This is a genomic window from Ensifer sp. ENS07, from assembly GCF_014852185.1.
GTDB classification, from domain to species: domain Bacteria; phylum Pseudomonadota; class Alphaproteobacteria; order Rhizobiales; family Rhizobiaceae; genus Ensifer; species Ensifer adhaerens.
In genome coordinates this window covers 53,649-79,375 of record NZ_JACVBE010000007.1, presented here as the reverse complement: position 1 = coordinate 79,375, position 25,727 = coordinate 53,649, and the positions used below count along the sequence as shown (strand labels likewise).

Here is a 25,727-nt window from a genome sequence, read left to right as displayed (position 1 = left end):
ATTGCCCTGCTAGCGCCGACCCGGGAGCGGCCGGTCGATGGCGATCGGATCGCCGCCGTAAGACCGGCCGGTCCCGCGCCCACGATCAGAATGTGCAACTAGTTACATCGTCTCGCTCGGCAACGCTTGCCGCAGGCTCGCAAGCCATGCGGAACCGCTCGGCGTCGAGATCTATCCAGGCTCTACAGCAACACCGAAGTGCTCTACCATTATGAGGGCGCGGCCACCGGCGATATGGGCGTCGAGCGCAATGGTGAACCGCGACCGAACTTCGCCCGCGGCCTGTCGCTCCAAAGACGTTGACGAACGCGAGGAGGTTCGCCTACTTCGCGCCCGGATAGACCTGATCACCATATGCAGCACGTACGTCAGCCAGCAGTTTTCCGGAAGGTGGGGCGTATGTCAGTCGCTTGCTCGTGAAGACCCCCGTGAGAGCGCGCATGTTCACGGCCATTTCCCCCGTCTTCACCAATGCGGTAATTCCGTTCAGGACGGGCGCGCCGTCGACCTGATGCAACCCGGCCTGATTGAGCACGGCCATGAGGCTACCCCCGCCGGGGATAAGAACCTCAGCGCCCTTTTCAAGTGCGCGGCGAGCCACCACAACAAACTGGTCGACGATGGAGGTCCGCACCTCAGCGTCGGAAAGTGCTATGTCGAAGACGCCCGGGCGTTCGACCGTCATCATCTCGACCGACACCATCCGGCCATCGAGCCCTTGAAGGCGAATGCCCTCGAAAATCCTGCGATTGAACTTAGGATTGATGTTGATAATCGAGAAAGTTGGCCCCATCAGGCATGCCATTTGAACCGTGCTTTCGGCCAGCCCCAGTACGGGTATGTTCAAGAGCTCTCGGAGCTCGTGCAGACCGGGTTGAAAAATGTTGCCGATCAGAAAGGCGTCATAGCCCTCGCTCTCCGCCTTGAGCCCGTTCTCTATGACCTCGCTGGCGTCAAGGAATTCGAGATAACGATACTGATCGGCGACGGCGCGGTGAGGACTGAGGCCCTTGATTTCGACCGTCGTGCCATCAGCGCAGCTGGATGTAATCAACGAGCGCAGGAGCTGGCCGTACGCCCCGGACTTGGAACCGCGTGACATGCCGAGTGTTTGGTAGAACAGGCGCATGTTTCCTCCCTCTTGGTAAGCAGATCTTATTCCATTCGCCGACAAACCGCGTCAACGGCGAGGATGCCCTCGCAAGGCCGCTCGACAGAAAGTTCTCTTGGCTGGATTGCGACGAGCCAAATTGAGCGCTCCTAACATATTGAAACAAAGCGATAATATCTCCACCTGAAGATTCCGGCTGATTTTGTCTCGCGGCGAGAAGCACTTTTTCTCGCGCCGATGGGCTGCCATCTCAGCGCGTAAGAAGTCTGGCGCTGACCCATACAGTGCCGGCAGTAAGCGTGGCGCTGAAAAGAAAGACGGACCCAAGGCTGCTCAGGCTCGCAAGAAGCCCAAGCAAGGGAGAGAGGAAGCCGAGTGTAAGATCAAAGAAAGCAGTGTAAGTGCCTATCGCAAGGCCTCTATTTTCTTCCGATACGCGCCTGACCGCCTCTATTCCGAGGGCCGGATAGACAAGAGAATATCCGAGGCCGGTTACGGCCGCTCCGAGGAAACCGAGCACCGCGGCGGGGGCAAGCGCCATTAGGCAAAGTCCGACGACCTGAACGGTAGCAAAGATTTGCGAGACACGCGCACCGCCCATCCGATCACCAAGGCCACCAAGCAGCAATCGCGCCAGAATAAATGCCGTAGCGAAGATAGTGAACGCCAACCAGGCGGGCTGCCAACCGCGCTCGGTGAAATATAGCACGGAAAATGTAGTCATGGCGCCGTAGCCGAGGCTGGCAAAAGAAAGGCCTAAGCCCGGCAGGAGAACGGCTCTTACGACAGGCCAGGGAGATCCACCCGCTTGTCGCGGCGGCTGTACCGTTGCAAGCGGCAGGATCAAGAAGAGGGCGAAGCAAGGGAGAACAAGTGTGGCCACGCCTAGCGATGCGAAGCCGAACGTTTCATAACCGAGGCTCCCGACAGGAGCGCCCACGGCAAGGGCGAGATAGAGAGCTGTCCCCATATGGGCGATGGCCTTTCCGGCGTTCCCGCTGCCGTAAAGGGCGAACGCCCAGGTCTGGCCACCGATGATGGCAAAGCACTCTCCTCCGCCGAGAAAGACACGTGACAAGGCTAAAATGCCCATGGAGAGTGAGGGTATACCAAGGAAGGCTAGTGAAAGGAGGTAAAGGCTGCCGCCGAGGGCCGACAAGCCAAGGCCAATCAGAACGGTGGATTTAGGCCCATTCCGATCGGTATAGGTGCCAGCCCAGATTCTCGAAACAAGTGCAGACGCGAATTGTAACCCTGCGATTGCCCCAATGACGAAGGTACTTTGGTGCAATTCATCATGGAGGTGTAGCGGCAATGTCGGAAGCGCCATCCCGGTGGTGAGATATATTGCGACGATGGACGCCATCACCGGGAGGATGGGTTTTCCTCCGACTATCTTTCCATGCCCTTTTGCCAAGATCCGCCCCTTGCGTCACCCGACGCGACCAAACGCAGTTCCGCCACTTGCAGGCGAAGCTGATATTTTTCAACGGTTGTTCATAGTAGTAAGCCGCCGGTCCGGAGCGGCGAAAAGATGGCATCGGCGCGACGGCCAGATCGGTCGCCTCAGGAGGTTCTTGCGGTCGCGTACCTGACGTAGAACTTGCTCATCAAGCCGCATCTCGTCAAGTCGATGACGGCAACGCTGGACGAGCTATCAGTTTTGATGGCCATCGGACTGAGTGGGGCCAGATGAGTTTCCTTGAAGCTAACTCACGGAAATAATTCCGCATTTTTCTTCGCACTTTTTGTGGCGGCTTCTGCTGGAACTCGCGGCTTTTCGGTCTACGTCAAAGACCTTTCCTTCTCCAAGCGCCTTTTACACGTCTCGAAAGAGGCGAACCAGGAAATCGATGAAGGCCCGCGCTTTAGGCGAGGTCTGCTTGCTGCCCGGATAAACGACAAAGAGAGCAATATCAGAGTCCGTCGAGCTTACCTCGTAATCCGGAAATGTATCGATAAGGTCACCAGAAAGGATCGCTTGGCGCGTCATTCGTTCCTGCAACATCGCAAGACCGACCCCGTTCACTGCGCTTGTCAATAGAACGGCGGAACTTTCTGATTCAAGATTTCCCGATACGGCAACCGTTGTGGTCCGCCCATCTTTTGTCAGTCGCCAGGAATTGTCGTAGTGCTTAGCACGATAAACGATGCAGTTGTGCTGCATTAGATCTTCCGGAGACGTCGGCAAGCCATATTTCTCAACATATTTCGGGCTGCAACAGATGAGCCGCCTGCTGCGGCTGAGCTTGCGGGTAATAAGATTGGAGTCGTCCAGGCTGCCCAGCCAAACCGCAACATCAACGCCCTGTGCGACGAGGTCCTCCCGTTCATCCGTCAGTGTGATTTCAACTCTGAGATCGGGATGGGCCGTAAGGAACTCAGGCAGGGCCGGTACAATGACATGTGTTCCGACGGAATGGCGCAGATGGACGCGCAACAGGCCCTTTACGTCCTTCTGATACGAGGAAATATCACGTTTGAGGGACTCGAACTGACGAATTAGATCGTCAATCCGTTTGCGGTAAATCCCTCCAGCCTCCGTCAGAGACAGAGCTCGGGTAGAACGGTTGAGCAATCGCACACCCAATCGGCCTTCCAAGCTGTTGATCTGACGCACGACTGACGCAACTGAAATTCCAAGTTCCACTGACGCAGCCGAAAAACTTCCGCTTTCCACGACTTGTAGAAAAGCGCGATTGGTAAGCATCTCATCCATTGATTACTGCGTAGCTCCTCCTCCGCCGACCCCTTGTGATAGAGTCGCCGGGCTACAATAGCGTAGCCGTCACCACGCGCAAGGAACTAGCACTCTGCCTTCCGACTTCAGCGGAAGTCTACAAAAGTCGTGTTTCCACATATTCCTTCGGCAAACCTATCGACTTGATATCGACATAAGGATCAAAGCCTTCTGGGCCACCCTCCCGTCCTAGACCGGAGTCCTTGACGCCGCCAAACGGCGAGTGATGACCGATCCCTCGACCATTGATCTCGACGACACCGGTCTTAACCCGACCGGCGACCGCGATCGCCTTTTCCAGATTGGACGAGAACACGGCGCCGCTAAGGCCAAAAGCCGAGTTGTTCGCGATCGCGATGGCCTCGTCTTCTGTCTCGAAGGTCGAGAGGGCGAGCACCGGTCCGAAAACCTCCTCCTGCGCGATGACGGCATTGGGATGGACGCTGGCAAGGAGGGTGGGACGAACAAACCAGCCATGATTGAGTTCGGCGGGCCGACCCAGTCCGCCCCGAATGGCCCTGCCTTCTTTGAGGCCCTGTTCAATATAGTTCGATACCCGCTCCATCTGCCTCTTGCTGACCATGGGCCCGATCTGCGTGTTTGCATCGAAAGGGTCACCGATCGGCATGGAGTCAATCAGTCCGGCAAGGGCTTCGATCACTTGGCTCTCACGCTTTTTCGATACGAGAATGCGTGTTTTCAGGCTGCACACTTGCCCCGAATTGCGCAGCGACCCGACACGAAGAGCCTCTACCGAGGCCGCGATATCCGCATCGTCGAGGAAGATCGCTGCTGATTTTCCGCCAAGCTCGAGGGTAATGGGACGAAGACGCTCGCCGCAGGCCGAGGCCAGCTTCCGTCCGGCAACGGTCGAACCGGTGAACGACACCTTGTCCACATCCGGATGCAGGGCGAGATACTCGCTTTCCTCCCGGTCCGCCGGAACCAGATTGAATATACCGGGCGGCAATTGCGCTTCCCGGATGCACTCGGCGAGAAGCATGGCGCTCAACGGCGTCTCGGGCGCTGGTTTGACGATCACGGTGCAGCCGCTAAGCAGCGCGGGGCCAATCTTCTGGACGATAGCCACCAGCGGCATGTTCCATGGCACAATGGAGACCACAACCCCTTTTGCCGAGCGAACCACGCAGGCGCTTCCTGTCGGAGAGCTCCGCCATTCCGTCCAGGGAAAGCGGGCGGCGATCTCGCATTGTTCCTGGAGCATCGATAGTGGTGTCCTGGCCTGGCCGATACGGGAATAGGAAATGGGACTACCCATCTCTCCCGTGATGACCTCGGCGAACGCCTCTGTGCGTTTCTCGATTTCGGCACGCAGGCGCAGGATCGCGGCGATGCGCTCCTCAAGCGCAAATCTTGGCCAAGGACCGGTATCGAAGGCCTGACGTGCAGCGGAGACAGCTCTATCGACATCCTCGCGCGACGCGCGGGCAACCGACGCGATAGGCTTTTCCGTCAAGGGCGAGATCACCTCGATCGTGGCAGTTGATTTCGGCTCTACCCATTCGCCACCGATAAACAGCTTGCTACCGATTGTCTCGCTTATCATTTTCATCCTGCCATCAAGGTAAGGGACATGGCGAAAACTCCGCCATGTCCGGTAACTAAGTAGCTCCGCGTCACCAGCCCGTCAGCGGGCAGTTGGCAAGGTTGTCCTTCGTGACGGCGAACATGTCGTATGAGACGTATTGCCCCTTCTTCGCCGATGCCGGGTCCGTTGCGGCGGCATAGAGGATATCGAAGGACTTGGCACCGATCAGCTTGGGTTGCGTACAGACCGAAGCGTCTATCTCGTCGAGCTTGATGGCATTGGCGCCCCTATCAGACCCGCCGCCGGTCGCAATCAACAGAGCCTGTGAGCCGGCGGCATCGATCGCCTTCGCGCAACCGAGCGCCATGTCGTCGGCATGGCTGAAGATCATGTCGATATCGGGATCCGAGGTGAGCGCGTTCTGGCAAATCTGTTCGCCGGATTCCGGCGTCCAGTCGGACGGCTGCGAGGAAACAATCTTGTACTGGATGCCGGCCTTCTTGAGCGCTGCTTCGAAACCCTGCTCGCGCTGCCCGACGACGGAGAAGCCGGGAGCGCCTTCGACGACCGCGATCTTGACTTCTCGGTCCTTCGGCAGAAGGTTTGCCGAGTATTCACCAGCAATACGCCCGGCATCGACGTCATTTGTGGAGACCAGGGCAGTCAGCGCGGGATAGACATAGTCGACCGGGGTCTTCGCCGGATCGCCCACCGGAACGGCGCTGGCCACGATCGGCACGCCGGCGGCGGCGACTTTGTCCACCAGACTGGTGACCGCCACGGAATCGTTCGGCATGAAGGCGATCCCATCGACCTTCTGCAGAAGCAAGTCATCCATCTGGTTGGCCTGGGTTTCCATGCTCATCTTGGAATCGAGCACGATAACCTTGACGCCTTTTGCCGCCGCCTGTTCCTTGAAACCATCCGCCAGGACGACGTTGTAGGGAAACGCCATGTTGTTTGCGATGAGCCCGAAAACTAGGTCCTTGGCCGACGCCCCACCGGCCGAAAGCGCCAGTGCGGAAATCCCCGCAGACAAAACCAGCCCAAAGGTTTTACCCATTTATTCCTCCTCCAATTGGCGCTTGCCGCCGTTTCATAAGATGCCGAGTAGTTGTTATCCTCCTCGCCTCCTCTTCGACGGGCGATCCCTCCAGCTCGGACTTGAGAATGCTATCACCGGGGTTTCCGGCGGGTATCGTTGCGGGTCGCAAACGACCTTGACGGAAACTGCAAAAGTGAACCCACAGACTATCGGCTGCGGGAAGCCCCCAAGCCCTTCCCGCCCGTCAAATTCGCGTCCGGCCCCCGACGGTATAGATCGCCGCGGCCGCCACGACGACGATGCCGATGAGCACGCCCTGGTAGTTCGCTCCGAGATTGAGAATGTTGAAGCCGTTGGTGAGTGAATAGAGGAGGAGTGCGCCGGCGACCGTCTTGACAACACTGCCTGCCCCGCCGAAGAGCGAGGTCCCGCCCAGGATGGCTGCCGCGATCACCGTCAGCTCCATTCCTTGAAGGGCAGTCGGCGCCATTGAGCGCAGGCGTGTCGCGAAAAGGATGCCTGCAAAGCCGGCGACCGCACTGCAGAACACGAAGGCTCCAAGCTTGTATGCGAAGACATTGACGCCGGACAGGCGCGCCGCCTCGGGATTACCGCCGACGGCATAGACTCGGCGGCCGATTGTCGTGAAGCTCAAGACGAACCAAACGAAGCCTACGAAAACGCCCGTGTAGACCACCGGTGCACGCAGCACGAGACGGAAGCCACTCGCCCAACTGACTACCGCAAGACAGATGCCGCCGAGGATCATACCCACCATGACCGGCGTGAGGGACCGCGCACGCATCAGCCGCCAAACGCCGAACGCCATCATGAGAAGCCCGACAACAGCGGCGCCGACGCCGACATCAAAAATCTGCCCCTCGAAATTTTTCATCTGGAGCAGGATGTCGATGTCCTGAACCTGAAGCGAACGACCATCCGTATAGAGCAGAACCAGGCCGCGGATGGTAGTCAGCGTTCCAAGCGTGACGATGAAGGCGTTGATCCCTAGCCCCATGACGATCGCACCGTTGACGAGCCCGCAGAGAATTGCCACCGCCATAGCCAGCAGGATTGCGTTCGTGAAGCCGAAGGTTTCAGCGGTTCCGACGAGCACGGCCGCTGAGAGCGCGGCAACCGAGGCGACCGAGAGATCGAAATTGCCGGTGATGAGAATGACCGTCATCGCGGCGGCCATCATGGCGGTCAGGGAGGTCTGGTAGAGCACGTTCGTCAAGTTCTGCGTGCTCAGATAATTCGCTTTACCCAAGTAGCTGGTCATGATGGCAAGGACAACGATCAGCAGGATCAGGGCATAGTAGACGCCCATTTCCCGAAGACCGAAGACGCGCTTCCACTCGACCACCTTCTTCTCGGCCATCGGCGGCGCCACGGTTCGCACGTCGTCCGTGGCGGGCTGTGCCTCAACAGGGATGCTATGATTGTCGGACATGTCCGTGTCACTCCACTCAGAAGGATGTTGCCGTCAGGCGGCGGAATGGGAATTTTGAGCGCTCCGGCCGCCGGCCAGCAGCACGAGATCGTGTTCGCAGGTTTCGCTAGCCGGAACTTCCGCGATCAGTTGTCCGTCCCGAAGGACGAGGATGCGGTCGCTGACGGCCAGCAGTTCCTCGAATTCTGAGGAAACAATGATGATCGCCTTGCCGGCATCTGCCAGCCGGCGAACCAGCATGAGGATGTCGGTTTTCGCGCCGATGTCGATTCCGGCGGTTGGCTCGTCAAGGAGGAAGACCTTCACGTCACTGAACAGCCATTTTGAGATCGTCACCTTCTGGGCGTTGCCACCGCTCAGGGTGTTTACGGCGACATGTGGGGAGTGCGCCTTGATGGCGAGCCGGCGGATGCTTTCCTCGCCGACATGGACCTCGCGTTTGCGATCCAGCAGGAAGTCAAAGAAACTGACCTTGTTTAGGGCCGGCAGGGTGGCGTTACGCCATATCTCGAAATCGGGCACCAGCCCCTGCGCGAAACGGTCTTCCGGAACGAGGGCGATCCCGGCTTTGACGGCAGCGCTGGTTGATTTGCTGAGCGGCTTACCCTCCAGCTGGACTTCCCCTTTCCGGTTCGCCTCCGCCCCGAAAATGCAATGCAGCAGTTCGCTCCGGCCCGATCCGAGCAGGCCCGCAACGCCGATGACCTCACCGGCTTTGATGTCGAGATCAATCGGCTTCAGCCTCCCGGGCAATTCGACTTTGCGGATTTTCAGCAGGGTTTCATGCGGCTTTGCAAGGTAGCGTTCGCTGCCGCGGTCGAATGTCGCGCGTTCCATCGCCTTGATTTCCTTGCCGACGATCGCTTCCGCGATCTTCGCCTCGTTCAACTCGCTGGTTTCCGACCGCATGACCGCAACGCCGTCGCGCAGCACGGTCACTTGGTCGGTCAGCGAAACGATCTCGTCCAGGAAATGGGAGACGAAGAGGACGGCTTTGTTTTCCTTTCGCGACAGCGTGCGGACGGTCTGATAGACGATCTCGCGTTCCTCAGCCGCAAGCGACGCCGTCGGCTCGTCCATGACGATGAGGTCGGCTCCCGTCCCGAGCGCCTGAAATATCGCGACCATCTGCCGGGCACCAATAGAAAGCGATCCTACAAGCGTGTCCGGATCGAGGTGATAGCCAACGCGTTCGCGCAGGACATGAAACCGTTGGCGCAATGTCTCGTCGTCACGCCAGAAGCCACGCGAGCCAAGAAAGACGTTTTCGATCACTGACAGGCTCCGCACGAGCGGGATATGCTGATGGATCGTTGCCACGCCCATCTCGTTGGCCTGCCGCGGACCCGTCCACGCGATCGGCTTGCCCTGCCAGATGATCTCGCCGGCGGAGGCCGGAAAGCTACCGGAAAGAATCTTGATCAGCGTGGATTTTCCGGCGCCGTTGGAACCGAGCAGGCCATGGACCATGCCGCGCGCGATGTCCAAATCGACGCCCTTCAAGGCGAAGACACTGGTGCCGAACGTCTTCCTGACGCCGCGAAGCTGCATTATCGGCGATTGATCCGTCATACTCTCCCCTGTTCCCGCACGGCCAGCCCTGACGCACAGCGCTTTCGACGAGGACCCAATGGTTGGTGAACGAACAGGCACGGAAATCCGCTTGACGCGCCGGACGGCACGCAACTCGCGACGCTTCAGGACCTCCCATTCCGCAAGGTGTCGGTGCTGGCTCCTCCAAGCCGCTCGCATCCTTCACCCGCATGGCATCGTAGCGGCCCGCCGACCAGGCAGATACGCTTGAAGCGGCAAAGTATCTTCTCGCCGCCCGTAAAGATCACGGCCGGATCTGCAAAGGTCTTTTGCGGCCCGCGGGACCAGAATGGGCAACCGTTCGCACCGCGTTTGAACTAGGAATAAGGGGGATGGGAAATGAGGAGGAAAGCCAATGAAGCACTACGGTCAGCTCTTTATCGATGGCGTCTGGGTTGCGCCTTCGTCGCCCGGAACCAGGGAGCTGGTTGATCCGACGACCGAGGATGTCTATGCAACCATCGCCGCCGGCGGCGACGCCGAGGACGTGGACAGGGCCGTGGCCGCGGCACGCAAGGCCTTCCAGAACTATGGCGAAACGTCGGTCAAGGAACGAATCGAGCTCTTCGACAGCATCATCGCCGCCTATGAGGAGCGCCTCGACGACTTCGCCGACGTCATCGCAGGCGAGGTCGGCATTCCGAAGAGCGCGCGCGCGCAGGTCATGGGGCCGCTCGACCACCTGAAGGTCGCGCGTAACCTTCTGAAGACCTATGATTTTGAAACCAGGATCGAGGACACGATCATCCGACGTGAGCCTATCGGGGTCTGCGGCCTCATCGCGCCGTGGAACTGGCCGGTCCAGAACCCATTTCTCAAGGTGATGTATGCGCTGGCCGCCGGCTGCACCGTTGTCCTCAAGCCGAGCGACGCCTCTCCTGTGAGTGGCATTCTGATCGCCGAAGTTCTCGAAAAGGCCGGTGTCCCGAAGGGCGTGTTCAATCTCGTCATCGGCAAGGGCCGTATCGTCGGGGACGCGATTGCTAACCATCCCGATATCGACATGATCTCCTTCACCGGCTCGACCGGCGCGGGTATCAAGGTCGGCGAAGCAGCGGCACGCACGGTCAAGCGCGTTTCTCTGGAACTCGGCGGGAAGTCGGCCAACATCGCCCTGATGGATGCCGATCTGGAAAAGGCCGCGCGATGGAACATACAGCGCTGCTTCACCAATACTGGACAATCCTGCCACGCTCCGACCCGGATGCTGGTGCACGAAAGCCAGCTGGAGACGGTCATCCCCTTTCTTGTGGACGAGGCCTCAAAGTACCGGCTCGGCGATCCCCGCGATCCTGCGACCACGATGGGGCCTGTCGTCAGCAAGGCGCAGTTCGACAGCATCCAGCGCTACATCCAGATCGGCATCGACGAGGGGGCGCGGCTTGCCTGCGGGGGTCTCGGGCGCCCGAACGGACTCAACCGGGGTTTCTTCACGCAGCCCACCGTCTTCGCTAACGTGACGCCGGACATGACCATCGCAAAGGAAGAGATATTCGGTCCGGTTCTGGCTGTCATCTCCTATGCCAGCGAGGCTGAGGCGCTCGAAATCGCCAACGATTCGCCGTTCGGCCTCGGAGGGTATGTCTTCAGCGAAAGCCGTAAAAAAGGATATGAATTCGCCAGCAGGCTCCGGGCAGGGCGCATCTCCTTCAACGGCGCGGCGACCAATTCCGTGTCGCCGATGGGCGGCTACAAACAGTCCGGCATTGGCCGCGAGATGGGTGTCTTCGGGCTGGAGGAATATCTCGAGGTGAAGTCCGTCTACGGCTTTGCCGACGAGGCAAGCAGGCTTCGCCCGATTCACGGATGAAAGTGCTGGAGTTGTTCGGCCCGACGCTGTCGGGCCGAACGTCTGTCAGCTTTCGAGACGATAGAAGCGTGTCGCAGTTTCGTGGAACACAGCGTTGCGCTCGGTGACGCTCAGATCCGCAGCCAAGCGCTTCATCGCGTTCCATCCGACCCCATATCCGTGGCTCGGCCGGTCGGCCGGGAAATTGCTTTCGAACATGCATCGCCTCGGCCCGAAGAGATCGATGCAGGATTCCACCCAAGGTCGCCAAGCGTTTACGAGGTCCGCCGACGAAGGGCTTCTTTCCCTCCGGTCGAAGTTGAAGCCGGAAATCGCCATGCCAAGACCACCAACCTTGACGGAGACGTTGGAGCAGGCGGAAAGCTCGCCCATAGCTTCGCGCCAAGTCGCAAAGACCTCCGCACGCTTGTTCGCGTAGGAACCCACGCCAAGAACGCCTCCGCAATGATTCAGCACGATGCCGACCTCGGGAAAGCGACGCGCCAAGGTCACAAGACGCGGTATCTGCGGGAAGAGAAGCCATGCGTCGAACGTCAAGCCGAGCTTGACGAGATGGGCAAACCCCGCTTGGAAGGCAGCGGTGGACATCATGTCCTGGCTTGTCGGATAAGCTGGATTCAAGAGACTGGCATCCGCGTCCCATGCGAGGATATGGCGGATGCCGCGAAACCGTCCTTTGCCGGCGGCAAGATGCGCCTCAAGAACGGGTCGGACAGCGTCCCCCGACATCAGGTCAGCGTAGCCGACGATCCCGGCGCACAGTCTCGGGCCGCCGGCTTTGACGGATTGCTCCGCCACGCTTGCCGCAAATTCGGTTTCGCCGACGGGTCGGAGCGCTTCCGGCCCCTGAGTCCTGTAAAACGCCCGCGCCTGTACGAAAATGGTGGCGCGGACATTGTGGCCGGATCGCAGATCCGCCGAATATTCGTCGGCGAGATAGCGAACGCCCGCGCGGTCGTAGAGATGGTGGTGGGCATCGACGATCGGCTGAGCGGGGTCGAAGGTCGGCTCCAGCCGGACGCGCGTTTGCCCTGGGGCAACCATCATGTGCACTGCCCGCCGGCAAGTTCAGGCGCGTAGCCTTCCGGCAGGCCGATCTCGAATGCGTTGAGCGTCAGCGCGACAAGGGAATAGTAGCCGAGGATCGACACCAGCTCCACCATACCTCGCTCGCCGAGCACGTCGACGCCACGGCGATACAAGACATTGTCTATCCGGCCGGATGCCAGCAGCATCGAGGAAACCCGGTAAACCATCTCCTCGCGTGCGTCCATCGTGACCGGCTGCCGCCCAGCGGCTATATCCTCGATCGTTTTCGGATCGACACCGACCGACAGCGCGATCTTCTTGTGCGCAGTCCATTCATGATGCGACGTCCAGTGGCGACCGCATACCAGAATCGCTAGTTCGCTCAGTGGCGGCTCCAGCGAAGTTTCGAAGCGCAGGAGCTCGCCGAGCCGCTGCGCCCTGCGGGCGAGTTCGGGGTTCCGCAACCAGGCGATCATCGGCGCGGGAACCTTTCCCCGCCGACCCGATACCGCCTCGCCGACGACCTCGGCCTGCTCGGCAGAAAGGTCGTCGCCAACAAGTTCATGAAGGCGCGTCATGGCGCAAGACCAAGGATCTTGCGCGCCTCCGCAGGCGTCGCGACGCTTGCACCGAGTTCGCGCACGATCCGCGCGGCGCGCTCGACGAGCGGCGCATTACCTTCGGCGAGCACGCCCTTGGCCATGTAAAGATTGTCCTCGAGTCCGACGCGGACCTGCCCGCCTAGAATGACCGCGAGCGCTGCCATTGGGAACTGCTGCGAGCCGACGCCGAAAGCGCTCCAGTTTGCGCCCGGTGGAAGCATGTACTTCATGGCTTGCATGGACTCGACCGTCGCGGGAGCGCCCCACGGCACACCGAGGCAAAGCTGGAAGAACGGCGGGGCTTCGAACAAACCCTTGCCGTGCAGGTGTCGGGCCAGCGCCAGATGTCCGAGATCGAAAACCTCCAGCTCCGGCTTGACGCCCGCAGCGCGAACAGCGGTCGCGATCTGCTCGATATGATCGGGCGTGTTGACGAAGGCGTGCTTGCCGAAGTTCATCGTCGCGACATCGAGGCTACAGATGTCCGGCTTCAGTTCCAGAACATGGTTCATCCGGTCATATGGCAGAGCCATGCCGGGCACCGCATTTCGGTTAGGGTCTTCATCGTCGGGAGAAAAGCGCGCGCCTATGCCAGTCGTCAGGTTGATCACCACGGAACTGCCGGTATCGCGAATGCGCTCGACAACCTCACGATAAAGGGTGATATCCCGGCTCGGTGCCCCGGTATCCGGATGGCGCACATGCAAATGCACCACCGCCGCGCCGGCTTCGTGCGCTGCCAGCGCATCATCGGCAATCTGTTTGGGCGTCACCGGAACATATGGGCTCAGTTTCGTTGTGTCCCCGGACCCGGTGACGGCGCAGCTGATAATGACCGGTCGGCTCATTCAGTTCACTCCCTTAGGTATGTTCGCTGTTCAGTGGGACCGTGCGGCCGTCATGCCGCCATCGACGACGAGCTGTGTCGCGGTGATGTAGCCAGCCTCGTCGCTGGCAAGGAACAGCACGGCGTGCGCGACGTCCCACGCATCCCCCATGCGCCCGATAGGCACGGCGGCATGCCGCTTGGCGATCAGCTCCTGCGCATCCCCGGCCCCTAGTTGCTTGACCAGCCTGTGCTCGACCAGCGGCGTGTGCATCGACCCCGGTATCACCGTGTTCACACGGATGCCCTGACGAACATAGGCAATGGCGGTGGACCGACTGAAGGCGACAAGGCCTGCCTTGGAGGCTGCATAGCCCGCGCTCACCCGCCCACCGAGCTGGAAGGTCATCGACCCGACGCTGCCGATGTTGACGATCGCGCCGCCCTTGCCGCTCTCCTCGAACTGCCGGACCATCACAGGAAGCACATGCTTGCACCCAAGGAAGGCCGTCGTCAGATTAAGGTCGAGCTGCTGATGCCAGGTTTCCTCCGGCATAGAGACAGGATCACCAGGCGCACTGCCGCCGACATTGTTGACGAGGATGTCGATCCGACCGAACCGCTCGATACAGGCGGCGACCCGCACCTCGACATCCGTCGACGATGTCATGTTGCAGGCAAGGGGGAGCCAGCGCTCCGCCAGCCCTTCCGCTTCCATGATCGCGTTCGTCGATGCCAGCGCCTCCGCGCTGAGATCAACCCCACAGACACTTGCGCCCTGGCGAGCCATGAGGACGGCCGTAGCCTTGCCGTTGCCCCAACCCTCGCCGACCGAGCCGGCTCCGGTGACCAACGCCACCTTTCCTTCCAAACTGAGCATCTTTCCTCCCGCGGATCGTCAGGCCACGAGGCCGAGTTCGCGTACCTTGATCCCCATCGCGACATAGTGCGAGTAAATACGGGCATGAGCGAAACCGCCGCCGGCGAACCACAGGCCCTGCTGCGGCGTCGCGGTAAACATGTTCGCAATTTCACCGGTGTTCGGGTCGATGCCCCAGATCTGCCCCACGCGGTCGGCGACTTCGTCGCCGAGCAGCTCGCGCACGACCGATTCCTGGCTCTGATAACCAGTCGCGGTGACGATCAGATCGGCCTCCTCGATCGTGCCGTCCTTCATCAGGAGACCGTTCTCGACATAGTGGGCGGTGTCCTCATGCTGCAGGAGACCGACTTCACCGCTGGCGATCAACCCAGAGCAACCGCAATCGAGGTAGTAGCCGCCATGTCGGCGACGGAACTTCATCTGGTGACCCGTTTCGTCTTCCCCCCAGTCGAGCTTGAAACCCTTGGCTACGAGACCGTCGAGAAGGTCCTTGTCCATGACCTTCATCTTCTTTACCGCGGCTTGATAACCCCGCACGAGCAGCGGGTAACTGCTTGCGGCAGCGATCATGTCGGCATCTTCGAGCGGCAGGTTTTCGTCATAGTAGACGGAGTGAACGAGGCCGGCAGCTTTCACGCTGGCGACCGTAGCGGAGCCGCGCTGGATTACCTTCACCTTTGCGCCGTGACCATGCAGGTCCTGCGCAACGTCGTGACCACTGGTGCCAGCGCCGACCACAAGGACTTTCTTGCCCTTCCACTTGGAGCCATCACTGAACGCGTGCGTGTGCATCAATGTGCCATTGAAGTTTTCCAGGCCCGGCAGTTTCGGCGTATAGGGCCGCCCGGCGACCCCGTTCGCAAGAACGAGATGCCGTGGCTTGACGATACGCTCGATACCGTCCGCGCGCTGCAGCCGAACGCTCCATTCTCCCTTCTCGTCGTCGAAGGTTGCGCCAAGGAATTCGGTGTGGTTCCAGACGTTGCATTCCATCGCCCAGGCATAGGTTTCCAGCCAACCGGCGATCATGTCCTTGGGAAGGTACTTCGGCCAGTTCGGCGGCCACGGCAGGTAGGGCAGATGGTTCAGGTTCACCTGATTGTGGAGAGCCAGAGAATGGTAGCGCTCACGCCAGATGTCGCCGACACGCTCCCGGCGATCGACCACCAGCGTATCGACGCCGAGCAGACCCAGCCGAGCGGCGATCGACAGACCCGCCTGTCCGGCGCCGATGATCACGGTCGCCGGCTCACGGTCTTGGAACGCGATCTTGCGGGCCCGGATGTCGCTCCAGTTCTCCCCACCGAAGTTGCGCGAATAAGCCGAGCCGGCCGGCCTGCGGCCATGAATAGGCTCTTCGTGTCCCTTCAGTTCGTCAAGAGTGGTCGCTAGCACCCAAGCCTTCTCAGGGGTGTCCGCCACAAGGCGGAGAATGCCGCTGCACCGGCCGACATTCGTTTCGAACGAGAAGAACGCCTCGATGGACGCCACGCCGTGCCGCTGCACCCTGCGTGGCGCGGTGCGATTCCCGGCGAAGCGGAAGTTCCGGGCCCCGATCTCGGCCTGGGTTGATAGCAGGCCGGCGATCACAGCGTCGGGCGTGTCATGCGGCTTGATCGTCCAGGTAAAGGCCATGAGATCGCGCCAATGCGCGTCGTCCCAAAACAGGTTCCGCAAAGCGGGCTCGGAACGAGCCGCGAGAGCCGTTTCGAACGCCGCCAGCCACTGAACGACCAATTCCGTTTCCGTCGCGGCCGTACCCGCTTGAGCCTGATCCATCCTTTGCCTCCCATGAATAGACTGCACTTTCGGGCAAGCTTAATGCGGCCAGAGCACAACTAATACTCGACGGGAGGGGAAGCATCTTAGCGGGGAACGTAAAGATAAACGCGTGTTTTCGGCAAAATGTGCGCCACGGCACAATGATTTCGCCGCGATATGCCAGCACATGTTGAAAGCGTGGATCGGCAAACGAAAGGGACCCCGGCCTGCTGGCAGGCCGGGGTCGCGCATTCTTCCAAGGAGTGACGAGGCTCCTATCCAGCGAGGCCGAACGTGGTGCTCAAGGCCCCGGCATCAGATGTCTCGTCGGCCGTCGCCAGCGCCACCTGGGCGCGCACCAGCGCAGCGTTCGGAAGGAATGCGGGCATGTAAGCCGCCGCGGACAAGCGCGTTACCTGGGCGAGCGCCGAACAGGCCTCGCCCAGCGTGAACCCGAGGATGGGCGCTCTGCAGCTCGCAAGCGCAGGCAGGATCGCGTCCATAGTCTCGCTCCAGGCCGAGCCCACCGTCAGGATGCGGGCCATCTCGTCCATGGTCAGACCGTAGTTCCGGCCCACCGCAACGCATTCGCAGATGGCAATCGCGTTGCAGACGATGGTCGCGCGCTCCAATGCTCGAAGAAGACCGGCTTCATCGATGCTGTCCGCTGAAAGGGCCGGGTGTGCAGGCGTTTCATCCCGTAGCGCGACACCGGACAACTGTTCCGTCAGCGGGATGACGTCGTCGAGACGCGCATCCGGGCCCAGCAGGTTCAAGCCGACCTGCATGACGCTGCGGGCGCCTGCGGTCATCGGCATCGCTGCGTTGGTCTCCAGCCCAAGTATGAATGCCTCGTTCAAGTCTTTGATCATGAGGGAAAGCGCGAAATTAGTGGACGAGCGGCCCTCGACGAGACCGGCCAGCATGTTCCGGGACGTAAAATTTGCTGCAGGCCCCGTGTTGAGTGTTTCCACAATACGGCCGAGGCTTAGGCCGGTCTTCCGCGCAAGGGCCGTTAGTTCCAGAGTCGCAATGCGGTAGCCCGCGCCGATGGCGTTGTTCACGAGCTTGAGCGCCTGCCCGTCCCCTACCCGATCGCTGCAGCGGAAGACCTTTTGCGTCATCGCCCGCAGCACGGGTTCGCCCCGGGTCCAAGCGTCGTCGGGGCCGGAGGCGATGATCGTCACCGTGCCGTTTTTCGCTGCTGGGATTCCTCCGCTGAGAGGCGCATCCAGCATCGCGACACCGCTCGCTTCAAGCTTCTGCGCAATGCCACCGGTTATACCGGGAATCCCGCTGGTCTGGTCAATGACGAGCTTTCCTGGCGCAAGCCCCTCCGAAAGCCCGCCTGGGGCGAAAAGTGCATCCTCCACATCGGTGCTGCGCGGCAAGCAGAGGAGAATGACATCGCTCGAGCGGGCAAGGTCTGCGGGTGATACGGCAGCCTTGGCACCAAGTCCCACCAAGGCTTCGACCGCCAGGGGATTGCGATCATAGACCGCAAGGTCGAACGCCTTTGCCAGATGCGCGGCAAGTGCGCCGCCCATGGCGCCCAGACCCAGATATCCGATCTTCACTATTCCCCTCCTCGAGCGGTCGCAGTTTTACCGTCGTTCCAAACCTGGTTTCAAATCTCAGACCGAGGCCGCCAGACCCGGATTATACCGACCCTTGCGCATGCGGACGATTCTCACCTCGGCGAAGACCCCAGCGTTGTAGAAGTCCTCCTTCTTGATGAAGTCATCCGCCTCGGCCCGGTTCGCTACCGATAGGATGAAAAGGCTACCGAGTTGTTTGTCTTCGTCTTCGTCGTCCAGAAGTGGGCCTGAAAACACCAGCTTATCCTTCCAGAGGTCGAGATAGGCCCGATGCGATGTGCGGTATTCATCGCGTAGCGATGCGGAATTTTCCTTGTCGAGGCAGTAGACTGAGTAAAGCATCATCTCTCCATTTTTATTTGTTCGAGGGTCGTCACATACGGTCCGAGCGGCCACCATCGACAGACATTGTCTGCCCTGTCACATAGCTTGAATCGTCGGAGGCAAAGAACAGGATGGCAGAGGTCAACTCTTCGAGTGTGCCGATCCGTCCAAGCACGACAGTCTTCTTGCGGTATTCGAGATGCTCGTTGACCTGCTCTGGAGTGCGGGAGGAGGCAGAAATTGGCGTCAGGAAGGTTCCCGGCGCGACGCAATTGACGGTCACGCCGTCCGGCCCCAATTCTCGCGCCAGCGTCTTGGTCAGCATGATGACACCAGCCTTCGCTGCGGCATATGCGGAGCTTCCTCCTGGCGAACCGGCCGTCCCATGGGGAGCGGCCCCTGTGCCGAGCGCGGAGGAAATGTTGACGATGCGGCCGTAGCTTTGCGCCCGCATCTGCGGAGCCACCGACTGGGCGCAGAAGAATACGCCCTTGAGGTCGACGTCGAGCACGGCGTCCCAATCTTCGCTGTTTGCTTCCGTGAAGGGGCGATAGCGCGAGATGCCAGCATTGTTGACGAGAATGTCGATCCGTCCCGCCTGCGCCACGACCTCCCTAGCCATTTCCTGCGTCTGCTCGCGCCGCGTAACGTCGCAGACCTGCCCGATGGCGTTGAACCCCTTTTCGGTAAACTCGTCGACCGTCCGCTTGATCGCCTCCGGGTTCATGTCGGCGATCACGACCGTCGCACCTTCCCGGGTGAACCGTTCGGCGGCGGATTTTCCGATTCCCGACGCACCGCCGGTGATGATCGCTACTTTGTCCTTCAGACGCATGTTCTCTTCCTCAACTATTTCCGATGTCATCAGCCGCATCACCATGGCAGTGATCAGGCTGCCGCCTGTGGTCCGTTCCGTAGTGAAACCAACGTCTCGTAAACGGCCTCGTCCACTTCGATCGTACCCCGAACCTTCGCAATATGGCGCTTCTGAAGACTGCCCTTGCCGGGCACACGGACCTTGGAAATGCCGGGCGCCGGGCGCGAGGCTTCGATATGGGCGACCAATTCCCCGACTTTCTGACGGAACTCCTCTGCGGGAAGCAGGAGTTCCGGATCGATGACCAGGAAGAAGAAGCCACTGTCCGGCACATCGTTGGCCACGATCTTGCCGCCGCTCAGTACCGCGAGAACCTGCACGACAAGCGCAAGGCCGTACCCCCGGTGGCCACCCCACGGCAGAAATGCGCCGAGCAAAGCCTCGGCCGGGTCGAGCGTCGGGTTGCCATCCTTGTCGACGGCGGAATCGGGATCGAGCGGCTGACCCAGCTTCCGACGGAGCAGCACATTGCCCCAAGTCGTCATCCCCGTACCGAAATCGATGACGAGCGGTTCCGGATCGGCGGGAAACGCGAAGGCGACGGGATTGGTGCCGAATATCCTGTCGATGCCGCCCGCCGGCGCGACCCGTGCCTGAGTGCTGGCTGTGTGCAGGGCAATGAACCCCTCGCGCGCCGCCCGTTCCACGTAATAGGCAAGCCGCCCGCTGAACCAGGTGTTGTTGATCGAAACGACGCCGATACCCGTTTCTCTTGCCAGTTCAATCGCCTTGTCGATGCCGATCAGCGACGTCACATAGCCGTTGTTCTGCGCCCCATCGATGACGGCGGAATTGCGTGTCTTCTGCGTGATCGTGATCGGCTCGCCCGCCGGAAAATCCTTCAGGTGTTCGATGACCGCCAGGACGCGCGGCAGACCGGCGAAAGCATGCCCCGCCCCTGCAGCATCCACCAGATGATCGGCCACGATGGCGGCATGGTCCGAGGGGAGTCCATGGCTCGACAGCACGTCGATCGCCAGCTCGCGCGCATCAGCGAAACTCAATTCCATTTTGTCCTCCTTGTCATGCGCATGTGAGCGCAGGAATTTCGACCCGCGTCGAGTAGACTGCGCCGAGGCGTTTCTTCTGGACCAATTGTTCGACCGATCCCGCATAAATCGTGCAAAAGAGGTCGCGTCCGTCGCTTCCCCCGAGGATGCAGGAGACCGCACGCCCCTCGAAGGCGATCCGGTCGGTGATCTCGCCTCCGTCGAGCACGCGAAGGACCTCACCGGTGTTGAAGCACGCTACCCAGACCGCGTTTTTCGCATCGGCGCAGATGCCGTCAGGCTCTCGATCTCCGAGATCGGCGAAAATCCGGCGATTGCTCAGGGTCCCATCCTCAGCCAGATCATATGCAGCGAGCACGCAATCCCATGTTTCGGCAACGATCAAGGTGCGCCCGCCGTCGATGATGACCGATCCGTTCGGGAAGTTCACACCTGTGGCGACCTCGTGGACCGACCCGTCCGGGTCGACACGGTGCAGGCTGGTGGACTTGCGCGCTTCGCCAGCATCGTAGTCATAGCCGAAATTGCCGACATAGATGCGGCCATGGCGATCGATCGCGAAATCGTTCAGATAGCCCGCAGCGTGACCTGATAAGTCCGCATACTCGCTCAGCGTTCCATCTTTGACCGCAAGGAGCTTGTAATCCGTCGCCGAGACGACGATGTGTGTACCGTCAGGCAGGAACCCCTGCCCTGACGGCCGGTTCGGAACCTCGCAGACGAACACTCGCTCGCCCGCTGGCGTGAGATTAAACAGCTTATGATCGAAAACGTCCGAAAGCCAAAGCTTTCCGTCGCGCCAGCGCGGCGCTTCCAGAAAGATGAAGTCTTCGGCGACCAACGCGGCGTCGCGGTCTTTCATGCTCCCCCCAATTCACGTTCCTCAAAGCCGTAAGGGCTTCGGGCGGTTTCATTGGCGCTGGATCAAGCCTGTGGCTCCATCCCGCTTGGTCCAGCGCCGAGCAGTTACCAGCCGCCGTCGCAGTGAACGTCCTGCCCGGTGATGAGATCGGCCTGCGGCGAGGCCAGGAAGAACACGAGGTTGGCGACGTCGACTGGCTCGATACGTCGCTTTAGGCATTGGCGCTCAAGAATCCAGCGGTGGTATTCCTCCCGCTTCTCTCCGAAGTGCCGCCATTCTGCCTCCGAAACGATCGCACCCGGATTGACACCGTTGACATTGATGCCGTGATGCCCGAGTTCGCGCGACAGGCCCTTAACAAGCCCATACATGGCCCCCTTGGAGGCGATGTAGGGTACGAAACCTTCCCAATGCCCCGTCAGGGTGAGGGAGGTGATGCATACGATCTTGCCGGCCTTTTTGGCCTTCATATGCTTGCTGAGTGCGCGCGCCAAAACGAAGGCTGCGGAGGAATTGATTCGAATCTCCTCCTCGTAGTGTTCGATGCTGAATTCTTCATGCGGCTTGTTCGTGACATAAGCCGCATTGTTCACGAGGATATCGAAGCCGCCCACTTTGTCGGCGAGGGCCGTGGCGATCGCATCCGTCGCCGAAAGGTCGTTGAGATCGCCGCCGACGAAGGTTACGCCACCCGCGATCTTGTCGAGAACAGCCTGGGGGTCCGGAGCATCCGGTCGATCCCAGGCGAAAACAGCGGCGCCCTCATTGGTAAAACGTGCGACCAGAGCCTGCCCGAGCGTTCCGAGCGCTCCGGTGATAAGAACTTTCTTATCTTCAAGCGAAGCCATGCATTCCTCCCTTACAAATTCCAGTATCCCGGCGCGCTGGTGCGCCACGGAAGCCCACGTTATCCGCGACGATTGCCGCCAGATACATGGTCGCCCGCTAAACAGCTTGGCGCATTGTGAAAAGATTACCTTGCTGCGCCCTAACGGATCTCGCCTGCTGCTTGATGGAAGACATCGTCTGCCGGAGGAATGACCTGGCGTTCGATGAAACGCCGCGCGCCGATTGGCCGCGCGCCCTGGTGGAGCGCCAGGAGTCGATTATGATTGTCGCCGTCCGCGTTGGTGCGCCGCTGATTGTGGCGAATGTAGTCCGCCCAGGTCGGCGTATGGTAGGTCTCCATCCAGATCGACGGGTTCTCAAGGTCACGCAGCAGCCGCCAGCTCTTGGCGCCATCACGAATTCGCACACGACGGCGCCATTCCATCAGTTGCCGGAACTCCTCCACGTCCTCCTCGCGAATTTCATAGTCAATATGAACTGCAATCGGACCGCTACGCGGCCGGATTGCAAGCCGGAGCATCGGTTCCTTGAAATGCTGAAGCGGATCTAGGTCGGTGGTTTCGAGCATCGGCATCGGCAATAGGACCCCGATCAGGAGCCCGGCAACCGCCAGCAGTGCCGCGATGAAAAAGGCTGCGCCCAGGCCCTGGCTCTCTGCGATCGTTCCCCAAAGCCAGCTCCCTCCGGTCATCCCACCGAAGGACGCAGTTTGGTAGAAGGCAAGTGCTCGCCCGGCTACCCAGCGCGGCGCGGAAAGCTGGACGGTCGTATTGAAGAGCGACAGTGCGATGACCCAAGCAGCCCCAGCAATGATGATCGCCACCGCAAGGATGACGATCTGAGAACTGGCGGCGACCGTGAGCTCGCTCGCCACGAAGCACCCGAAGGAAAGACGGATGAGGGCTTCGCTCGACAGCCTTGCCCGAAGACGAGCGTTCAACAGTGCCGCCAGCACGGCCCCCACGCCAAAGGAGGCAAGCATCAGGCCGTACGTCAGCGGGCCGCCGCCGAGCTTCTGATGCGTCACGACAGGCAACAAAGCCAACACGGCTATGGCGCCCGCACCGAAGACGAAACCGCGAAAATACACCTTCAAGAGGTGTGGCGACATGGAGACATAACTGAGGCCGGCAAGAATGGCCTGTCCAATGTGTTCGCGCGGCAAACTCCCCACGTCCTGCCGCCGCTCCCAGCGTAGAAACGTCGCGACCAGGCCGAGACAGAAAACGGTGTTGACGGCGAAGGCGGCAGCCGCACCGCCAACCGCGACGACGACACCGCCGATGGCAGGGCCCACGCTCCGCGTAATATTGACGGCGATGGCGCTGAGGGACACAGCATTCGCAACCTCGTCACGCGGTACGAGATCACCGATGCTGGCCTGCCAGGCCGGATATGCGAGCGCTGTTCCACAGCCGATCAGGAAAGTGAAGGTGAGGAGACTCCACGGCGTCACGAGGCCAAACCCCGCGCTGGCCGTGAGCAGGCAGGAAACGGCGCAGAGGAAGACCTGAGCAACCAATATCACCCGTCTTCGGTCGAAATTGTCGGCGATTGCTCCGGCAACGATGGAGAACAGCATGATCGGCATCGCCGCCGACGCCTGAACAAGGGCAACCATGTTTTCCGAGGGCGTGATCGATGTCATGAGCCATCCGGCACCGACCGTCTGTACCAACGTCCCAAGATTTGAGGCGATCGACGCCGTCCACAGCTTTCGGAATGATGCATGGGCAAGCGGCGATAGGAGGGACTTTCGATCGGACATGACAGGCACCTTGCTTCATTTCGGCGATGCCCCCCAGGCCGCGCCGCCTTTCCTTACGTCGCACCTTGCTCCATCGCGATCGAACGGCGCGGAGCCATATCCTGACGGATCATGTCGCCGCCCTTCACACCGATCATGATCGTGGGCGCATTGGTGTTGCCCGATGTCAGATGCGGCATGATCGAGGCATCCACGACTCGCAGGCGCGCCAGTCCGTGAACGCGCAATCGTTCGTCCACGACAGCCATGCCGTCCCCGCCCATCCGGCAGGTGCCTCCCTGATGGTGGGCAGAATTGCCGGTATCCTGCATGAACCGGAAAATCTCATCGTCGGTGCAGACCTGCGGCCCCGGTATCTCTTCCGAAACCACTCGCGCGGCGATGGGTTTACTCGTCATGATGTCGCGGATCTGGCGTATGCCGCTTATCACGGCCGAAATGTCGTCGGGATCTGTGAGAAAGTGAGGGGTACACACCGCCTTGTCGGCCGCATTTGGCGAACGCAGCGTCACCGCGCCAGTCGTGTTTGGCCGCAGCTGGTAGACCGAAACGCCCATACCTGGCTGATTCTCCACGTCCACGGTCCCGTCCGCATTGTATTGGAAGGTCATGGGACGGAAGCTGATCTGGAGATCGGCGCGTTCTTCCTCCGGCTGGCTTTTTACGAAGGCGGCGACCTGGGAGGAGCCTAGCGCCAGATAGCCTCGATGGCTCATCAGGTACTTGAAGCCTTCCCAGTATTTTCTCAGACCGGCCAGGTTCGCGTTGTAGGAACTGTCCGCGCGTGCGCGCCAACCGGTGTGGACATAGAAATGATCCTGCAGGTTCCGCCCGACGCCGGGAGCGTCCAGCACGACCGGTATGCCATGCTTCTGAAGTTCTTCAGCCGGTCCCACACCTGACAGCATCAGCAACTGGGGACTGTTGATTGCGCCGCCGGAAAGAATGACTTCCCGGCTGGCAGCGATCTTCAGTCTGCGGCCCTTGTGAAAAACCTCGACCCCGATCACTGTCCGCCCCTCGAACAACAACCTTTCGACCCTACAATCGGTGCGCACCGTCAGATTGCTGCGATGAAGGATCGGCTTTACAAAAGCCACGAACGCGGAATGCCGCCTCCCCTTCCTGATCGTGTGTTGCATGAAGCCAACGCCGTCATGCTCCTCCCCGTTCATATCCTCGAGTTCGCGATGGCCAAGTTGCTTGGCAGCCTCGATGAAGTCGCCGCTGGCCGGCTCCTTGCGGACCGGATCGCTGATCCAGAGTGGACCACCCTGGCCGCGAAAACGATCTTCACGGCGCTCGAAATGCTCCATGCTGCGGAAATACGGCAGGACGTCGTCATAGCCCCAACCCGGATTTCCGAGGTCGCGCCAGCTATCGAAGTCACCCCGGTGGCCGCGGATGAACACCATGCCGTTGATGGAGCTTGAGCCGCCGAGCGTCTTCCCGCGCGGCCAATACATGCGGCGGTCCTTCAACATCGTCATCGGCTCGGTATGATAGTTCCAATTCAGCAGCTTGTTGAAATAGAGCTTGCCCATGCCGGCGGGCGTGTTCACCCAGAAACGATCGGCGTGGGGCCCTGCCTCCAGCAGCAGAACCTTTATATCAGGATCGGCCGACAGCGCTGCGGCGACGGGGCAGCCGGCAGAGCCGGCACCAACAATGATATAGTCGTATGTTTCCAATGCCGCCTCATCCATCAGTGCGTCGCGGTTTCACTCACGACGGCTTTTTCGTGTGCGCGAGGCTGATCGAATGATCGCCTCCCCGTACGATCCACAGTCACGTTCAGTCGGCAAGTGAACCAAGCGCAAAGCTCTTTTCCTCGCAAAGTAATGTTTGAAGACGAAAATCCTTGGCATCCTTGCCTGGCGCGGAGGTGCGCAAGAGGGGACCTCCATATCGACGTCCGTGTCGGCGGCTGAGTGCGACAATCGATAGGATTGCCGCTGCGGAGGCCATCCCGACCGACGGGTAAGCCAACTCGGAGCATGAGCTTCGAGCGCCTCCCAGGCTCCCTGCAGCCCGATG

21 protein-coding genes and 1 pseudogene are annotated in these 25,727 nt (G+C 60.4%); 2 read left to right on the top strand and 20 right to left on the bottom strand.

What is annotated here, in order from left to right; genetic code table 11:
- Positions 1 to 100 precede the first annotated feature (100 nt).
- Positions 101 to 291: pseudogene (locus IB277_RS38170) on the top strand (electron transfer flavoprotein-ubiquinone oxidoreductase); the annotation flags it as partial.
- A 31-nt stretch (positions 292 to 322) separates the two neighbouring features.
- On the opposite strand, the gene IB277_RS21340 reads toward IB277_RS38170, so the two are convergent.
- The 7 genes from IB277_RS21340 to IB277_RS21310 form a co-directional block, all read right to left on the bottom strand.
- Positions 323 to 1,129 carry an aspartate/glutamate racemase family protein gene (locus IB277_RS21340; protein WP_192371621.1) on the bottom strand — a complete coding sequence of 269 codons (807 nt, stop codon included), beginning with the start codon at positions 1,127 to 1,129 and terminating at the stop codon, positions 323 to 325.
- Positions 1,130 to 1,361: 232 nt separating this feature from the next.
- The gene (locus tag IB277_RS21335; RefSeq protein WP_192371620.1) at positions 1,362 to 2,528 is read right to left on the bottom strand and encodes an MFS transporter; all 1,167 of its coding nucleotides are present in this window, start codon (positions 2,526 to 2,528) and stop codon (positions 1,362 to 1,364) included.
- Positions 2,529 to 2,930: 402 nt separating this feature from the next.
- A complete protein-coding gene (locus IB277_RS21330; protein ID WP_192371619.1) occupies positions 2,931 to 3,830 on the bottom strand; it encodes a LysR family transcriptional regulator in 900 nt (299 codons plus the stop codon).
- Between the two features lie 118 nt (positions 3,831 to 3,948).
- Entirely contained in the window at positions 3,949 to 5,424 is a 1,476-nt protein-coding gene (locus tag IB277_RS21325; protein ID WP_210339643.1) for an aldehyde dehydrogenase, read from the bottom strand.
- 64 nt (positions 5,425 to 5,488) lie between these two features.
- A complete protein-coding gene (locus IB277_RS21320) occupies positions 5,489 to 6,463 on the bottom strand; it encodes a sugar ABC transporter substrate-binding protein (RefSeq protein WP_192371618.1) in 975 nt (324 codons plus the stop codon).
- 226 nt (positions 6,464 to 6,689) lie between these two features.
- Positions 6,690 to 7,898 (bottom strand): ABC transporter permease, encoded by a 1,209-nt coding sequence (locus IB277_RS21315; RefSeq protein ID WP_246812775.1) that lies wholly within the window; start codon positions 7,896 to 7,898, stop codon positions 6,690 to 6,692.
- A gap of 33 nt (positions 7,899 to 7,931) precedes the next feature.
- Positions 7,932 to 9,470, bottom strand: coding sequence for a sugar ABC transporter ATP-binding protein (locus tag IB277_RS21310; RefSeq protein ID WP_192371617.1), 1,539 nt, complete (start codon positions 9,468 to 9,470; stop codon positions 7,932 to 7,934).
- Between the two features lie 376 nt (positions 9,471 to 9,846).
- Here IB277_RS21310 and IB277_RS21305 point away from each other — a divergent pair, with 376 nt between their 5' ends.
- On the top strand, positions 9,847 to 11,301 hold the full coding sequence (locus IB277_RS21305) for an aldehyde dehydrogenase family protein (RefSeq protein ID WP_192371616.1): 1,455 nt from the start codon (positions 9,847 to 9,849) through the stop codon (positions 11,299 to 11,301).
- Between the two features lie 45 nt (positions 11,302 to 11,346).
- Here the strand turns inward: IB277_RS21305 and IB277_RS21300 are convergent, their stop codons facing one another.
- The 13 genes from IB277_RS21300 to IB277_RS21240 form a co-directional block, all read right to left on the bottom strand.
- Positions 11,347 to 12,348 (bottom strand): amidohydrolase, encoded by a 1,002-nt coding sequence (locus IB277_RS21300; protein ID WP_192371615.1) that lies wholly within the window; start codon positions 12,346 to 12,348, stop codon positions 11,347 to 11,349.
- Complete coding sequence (locus IB277_RS21295) at positions 12,345 to 12,908, bottom strand: carboxymuconolactone decarboxylase family protein (protein WP_192371614.1); 564 nt, start codon at positions 12,906 to 12,908, stop codon at positions 12,345 to 12,347. Before IB277_RS21295 ends, IB277_RS21300 begins: the two co-directional genes overlap by 4 nt.
- Complete coding sequence (locus IB277_RS21290) at positions 12,905 to 13,780, bottom strand: 3-keto-5-aminohexanoate cleavage protein (protein WP_192371613.1); 876 nt, start codon at positions 13,778 to 13,780, stop codon at positions 12,905 to 12,907. Before IB277_RS21290 ends, IB277_RS21295 begins: the two co-directional genes overlap by 4 nt.
- Before the next feature lie 30 nt (positions 13,781 to 13,810).
- The gene (locus IB277_RS21285) at positions 13,811 to 14,638 is read right to left on the bottom strand and encodes an SDR family NAD(P)-dependent oxidoreductase (protein WP_192371612.1); all 828 of its coding nucleotides are present in this window, start codon (positions 14,636 to 14,638) and stop codon (positions 13,811 to 13,813) included.
- 18 nt (positions 14,639 to 14,656) lie between these two features.
- Positions 14,657 to 16,420 (bottom strand): NAD(P)/FAD-dependent oxidoreductase, encoded by a 1,764-nt coding sequence (locus tag IB277_RS21280; protein ID WP_192371611.1) that lies wholly within the window; start codon positions 16,418 to 16,420, stop codon positions 14,657 to 14,659.
- Between the two features lie 257 nt (positions 16,421 to 16,677).
- Positions 16,678 to 17,979 (bottom strand): NAD(P)-binding domain-containing protein, encoded by a 1,302-nt coding sequence (locus tag IB277_RS21275; protein WP_192371610.1) that lies wholly within the window; start codon positions 17,977 to 17,979, stop codon positions 16,678 to 16,680.
- Between the two features lie 57 nt (positions 17,980 to 18,036).
- Positions 18,037 to 18,342: a YciI family protein gene (locus tag IB277_RS21270; protein ID WP_192371822.1), complete on the bottom strand. Its 306-nt coding sequence runs from the start codon at positions 18,340 to 18,342 to the stop codon at positions 18,037 to 18,039.
- Between the two features lie 31 nt (positions 18,343 to 18,373).
- Positions 18,374 to 19,159 carry an SDR family NAD(P)-dependent oxidoreductase gene (locus tag IB277_RS21265; RefSeq protein ID WP_192371609.1) on the bottom strand — a complete coding sequence of 262 codons (786 nt, stop codon included), beginning with the start codon at positions 19,157 to 19,159 and terminating at the stop codon, positions 18,374 to 18,376.
- Between the two features lie 53 nt (positions 19,160 to 19,212).
- On the bottom strand, positions 19,213 to 20,211 hold the full coding sequence (locus tag IB277_RS21260; protein ID WP_192371608.1) for an Ldh family oxidoreductase: 999 nt from the start codon (positions 20,209 to 20,211) through the stop codon (positions 19,213 to 19,215).
- 13 nt (positions 20,212 to 20,224) lie between these two features.
- Positions 20,225 to 21,073, bottom strand: a complete 849-nt coding sequence (locus tag IB277_RS21255) for an SMP-30/gluconolactonase/LRE family protein (RefSeq protein ID WP_192371607.1) — start codon at positions 21,071 to 21,073, stop codon at positions 20,225 to 20,227.
- Positions 21,074 to 21,177: 104 nt separating this feature from the next.
- Positions 21,178 to 21,921, bottom strand: coding sequence for an SDR family oxidoreductase (locus tag IB277_RS21250; RefSeq protein WP_192371821.1), 744 nt, complete (start codon positions 21,919 to 21,921; stop codon positions 21,178 to 21,180).
- A 140-nt stretch (positions 21,922 to 22,061) separates the two neighbouring features.
- Positions 22,062 to 23,690 (bottom strand): MFS transporter, encoded by a 1,629-nt coding sequence (locus tag IB277_RS21245; RefSeq protein ID WP_192371606.1) that lies wholly within the window; start codon positions 23,688 to 23,690, stop codon positions 22,062 to 22,064.
- Between the two features lie 53 nt (positions 23,691 to 23,743).
- The gene (locus IB277_RS21240; protein WP_192371819.1) at positions 23,744 to 25,381 is read right to left on the bottom strand and encodes a GMC family oxidoreductase; all 1,638 of its coding nucleotides are present in this window, start codon (positions 25,379 to 25,381) and stop codon (positions 23,744 to 23,746) included.
- Between the last annotated feature and the right edge of the window lie 346 nt (positions 25,382 to 25,727).

Excerpts from the sequence above, each read along its gene's own strand:
- IB277_RS21340 (WP_192371621.1), bottom strand. The coding sequence starts at position 1,129 with ATGCGCCTGTTCTACCAAACACTCGGCATGTCACGCGGTTCCAAGTCC.
- IB277_RS21330 (WP_192371619.1), bottom strand. The coding sequence starts at position 3,830 with ATGGATGAGATGCTTACCAATCGCGCTTTTCTACAAGTCGTGGAAAGC.
- IB277_RS21325 (WP_210339643.1), bottom strand. The coding sequence starts at position 5,424 with ATGAAAATGATAAGCGAGACAATCGGTAGCAAGCTGTTTATCGGTGGC.
- IB277_RS21320 (WP_192371618.1), bottom strand. The coding sequence starts at position 6,463 with ATGGGTAAAACCTTTGGGCTGGTTTTGTCTGCGGGGATTTCCGCACTG.
- IB277_RS21315 (WP_246812775.1), bottom strand. The coding sequence starts at position 7,898 with ATGTCCGACAATCATAGCATCCCTGTTGAGGCACAGCCCGCCACGGAC.
- IB277_RS21310 (WP_192371617.1), bottom strand. The coding sequence starts at position 9,470 with ATGACGGATCAATCGCCGATAATGCAGCTTCGCGGCGTCAGGAAGACG.
- IB277_RS21305 (WP_192371616.1), top strand. The coding sequence starts at position 9,847 with ATGAAGCACTACGGTCAGCTCTTTATCGATGGCGTCTGGGTTGCGCCT.
- IB277_RS21300 (WP_192371615.1), bottom strand. The coding sequence starts at position 12,348 with ATGATGGTTGCCCCAGGGCAAACGCGCGTCCGGCTGGAGCCGACCTTC.
- IB277_RS21295 (WP_192371614.1), bottom strand. The coding sequence starts at position 12,908 with ATGACGCGCCTTCATGAACTTGTTGGCGACGACCTTTCTGCCGAGCAG.
- IB277_RS21290 (WP_192371613.1), bottom strand. The coding sequence starts at position 13,780 with ATGAGCCGACCGGTCATTATCAGCTGCGCCGTCACCGGGTCCGGGGAC.
- IB277_RS21285 (WP_192371612.1), bottom strand. The coding sequence starts at position 14,638 with ATGCTCAGTTTGGAAGGAAAGGTGGCGTTGGTCACCGGAGCCGGCTCG.
- IB277_RS21280 (WP_192371611.1), bottom strand. The coding sequence starts at position 16,420 with ATGGATCAGGCTCAAGCGGGTACGGCCGCGACGGAAACGGAATTGGTC.
- IB277_RS21270 (WP_192371822.1), bottom strand. The coding sequence starts at position 18,342 with ATGCTTTACTCAGTCTACTGCCTCGACAAGGAAAATTCCGCATCGCTA.
- IB277_RS21265 (WP_192371609.1), bottom strand. The coding sequence starts at position 19,159 with ATGCGTCTGAAGGACAAAGTAGCGATCATCACCGGCGGTGCGTCGGGA.
- IB277_RS21260 (WP_192371608.1), bottom strand. The coding sequence starts at position 20,211 with ATGGAATTGAGTTTCGCTGATGCGCGCGAGCTGGCGATCGACGTGCTG.
- IB277_RS21255 (WP_192371607.1), bottom strand. The coding sequence starts at position 21,073 with ATGAAAGACCGCGACGCCGCGTTGGTCGCCGAAGACTTCATCTTTCTG.
- IB277_RS21250 (WP_192371821.1), bottom strand. The coding sequence starts at position 21,921 with ATGGCTTCGCTTGAAGATAAGAAAGTTCTTATCACCGGAGCGCTCGGA.
- IB277_RS21245 (WP_192371606.1), bottom strand. The coding sequence starts at position 23,690 with ATGTCCGATCGAAAGTCCCTCCTATCGCCGCTTGCCCATGCATCATTC.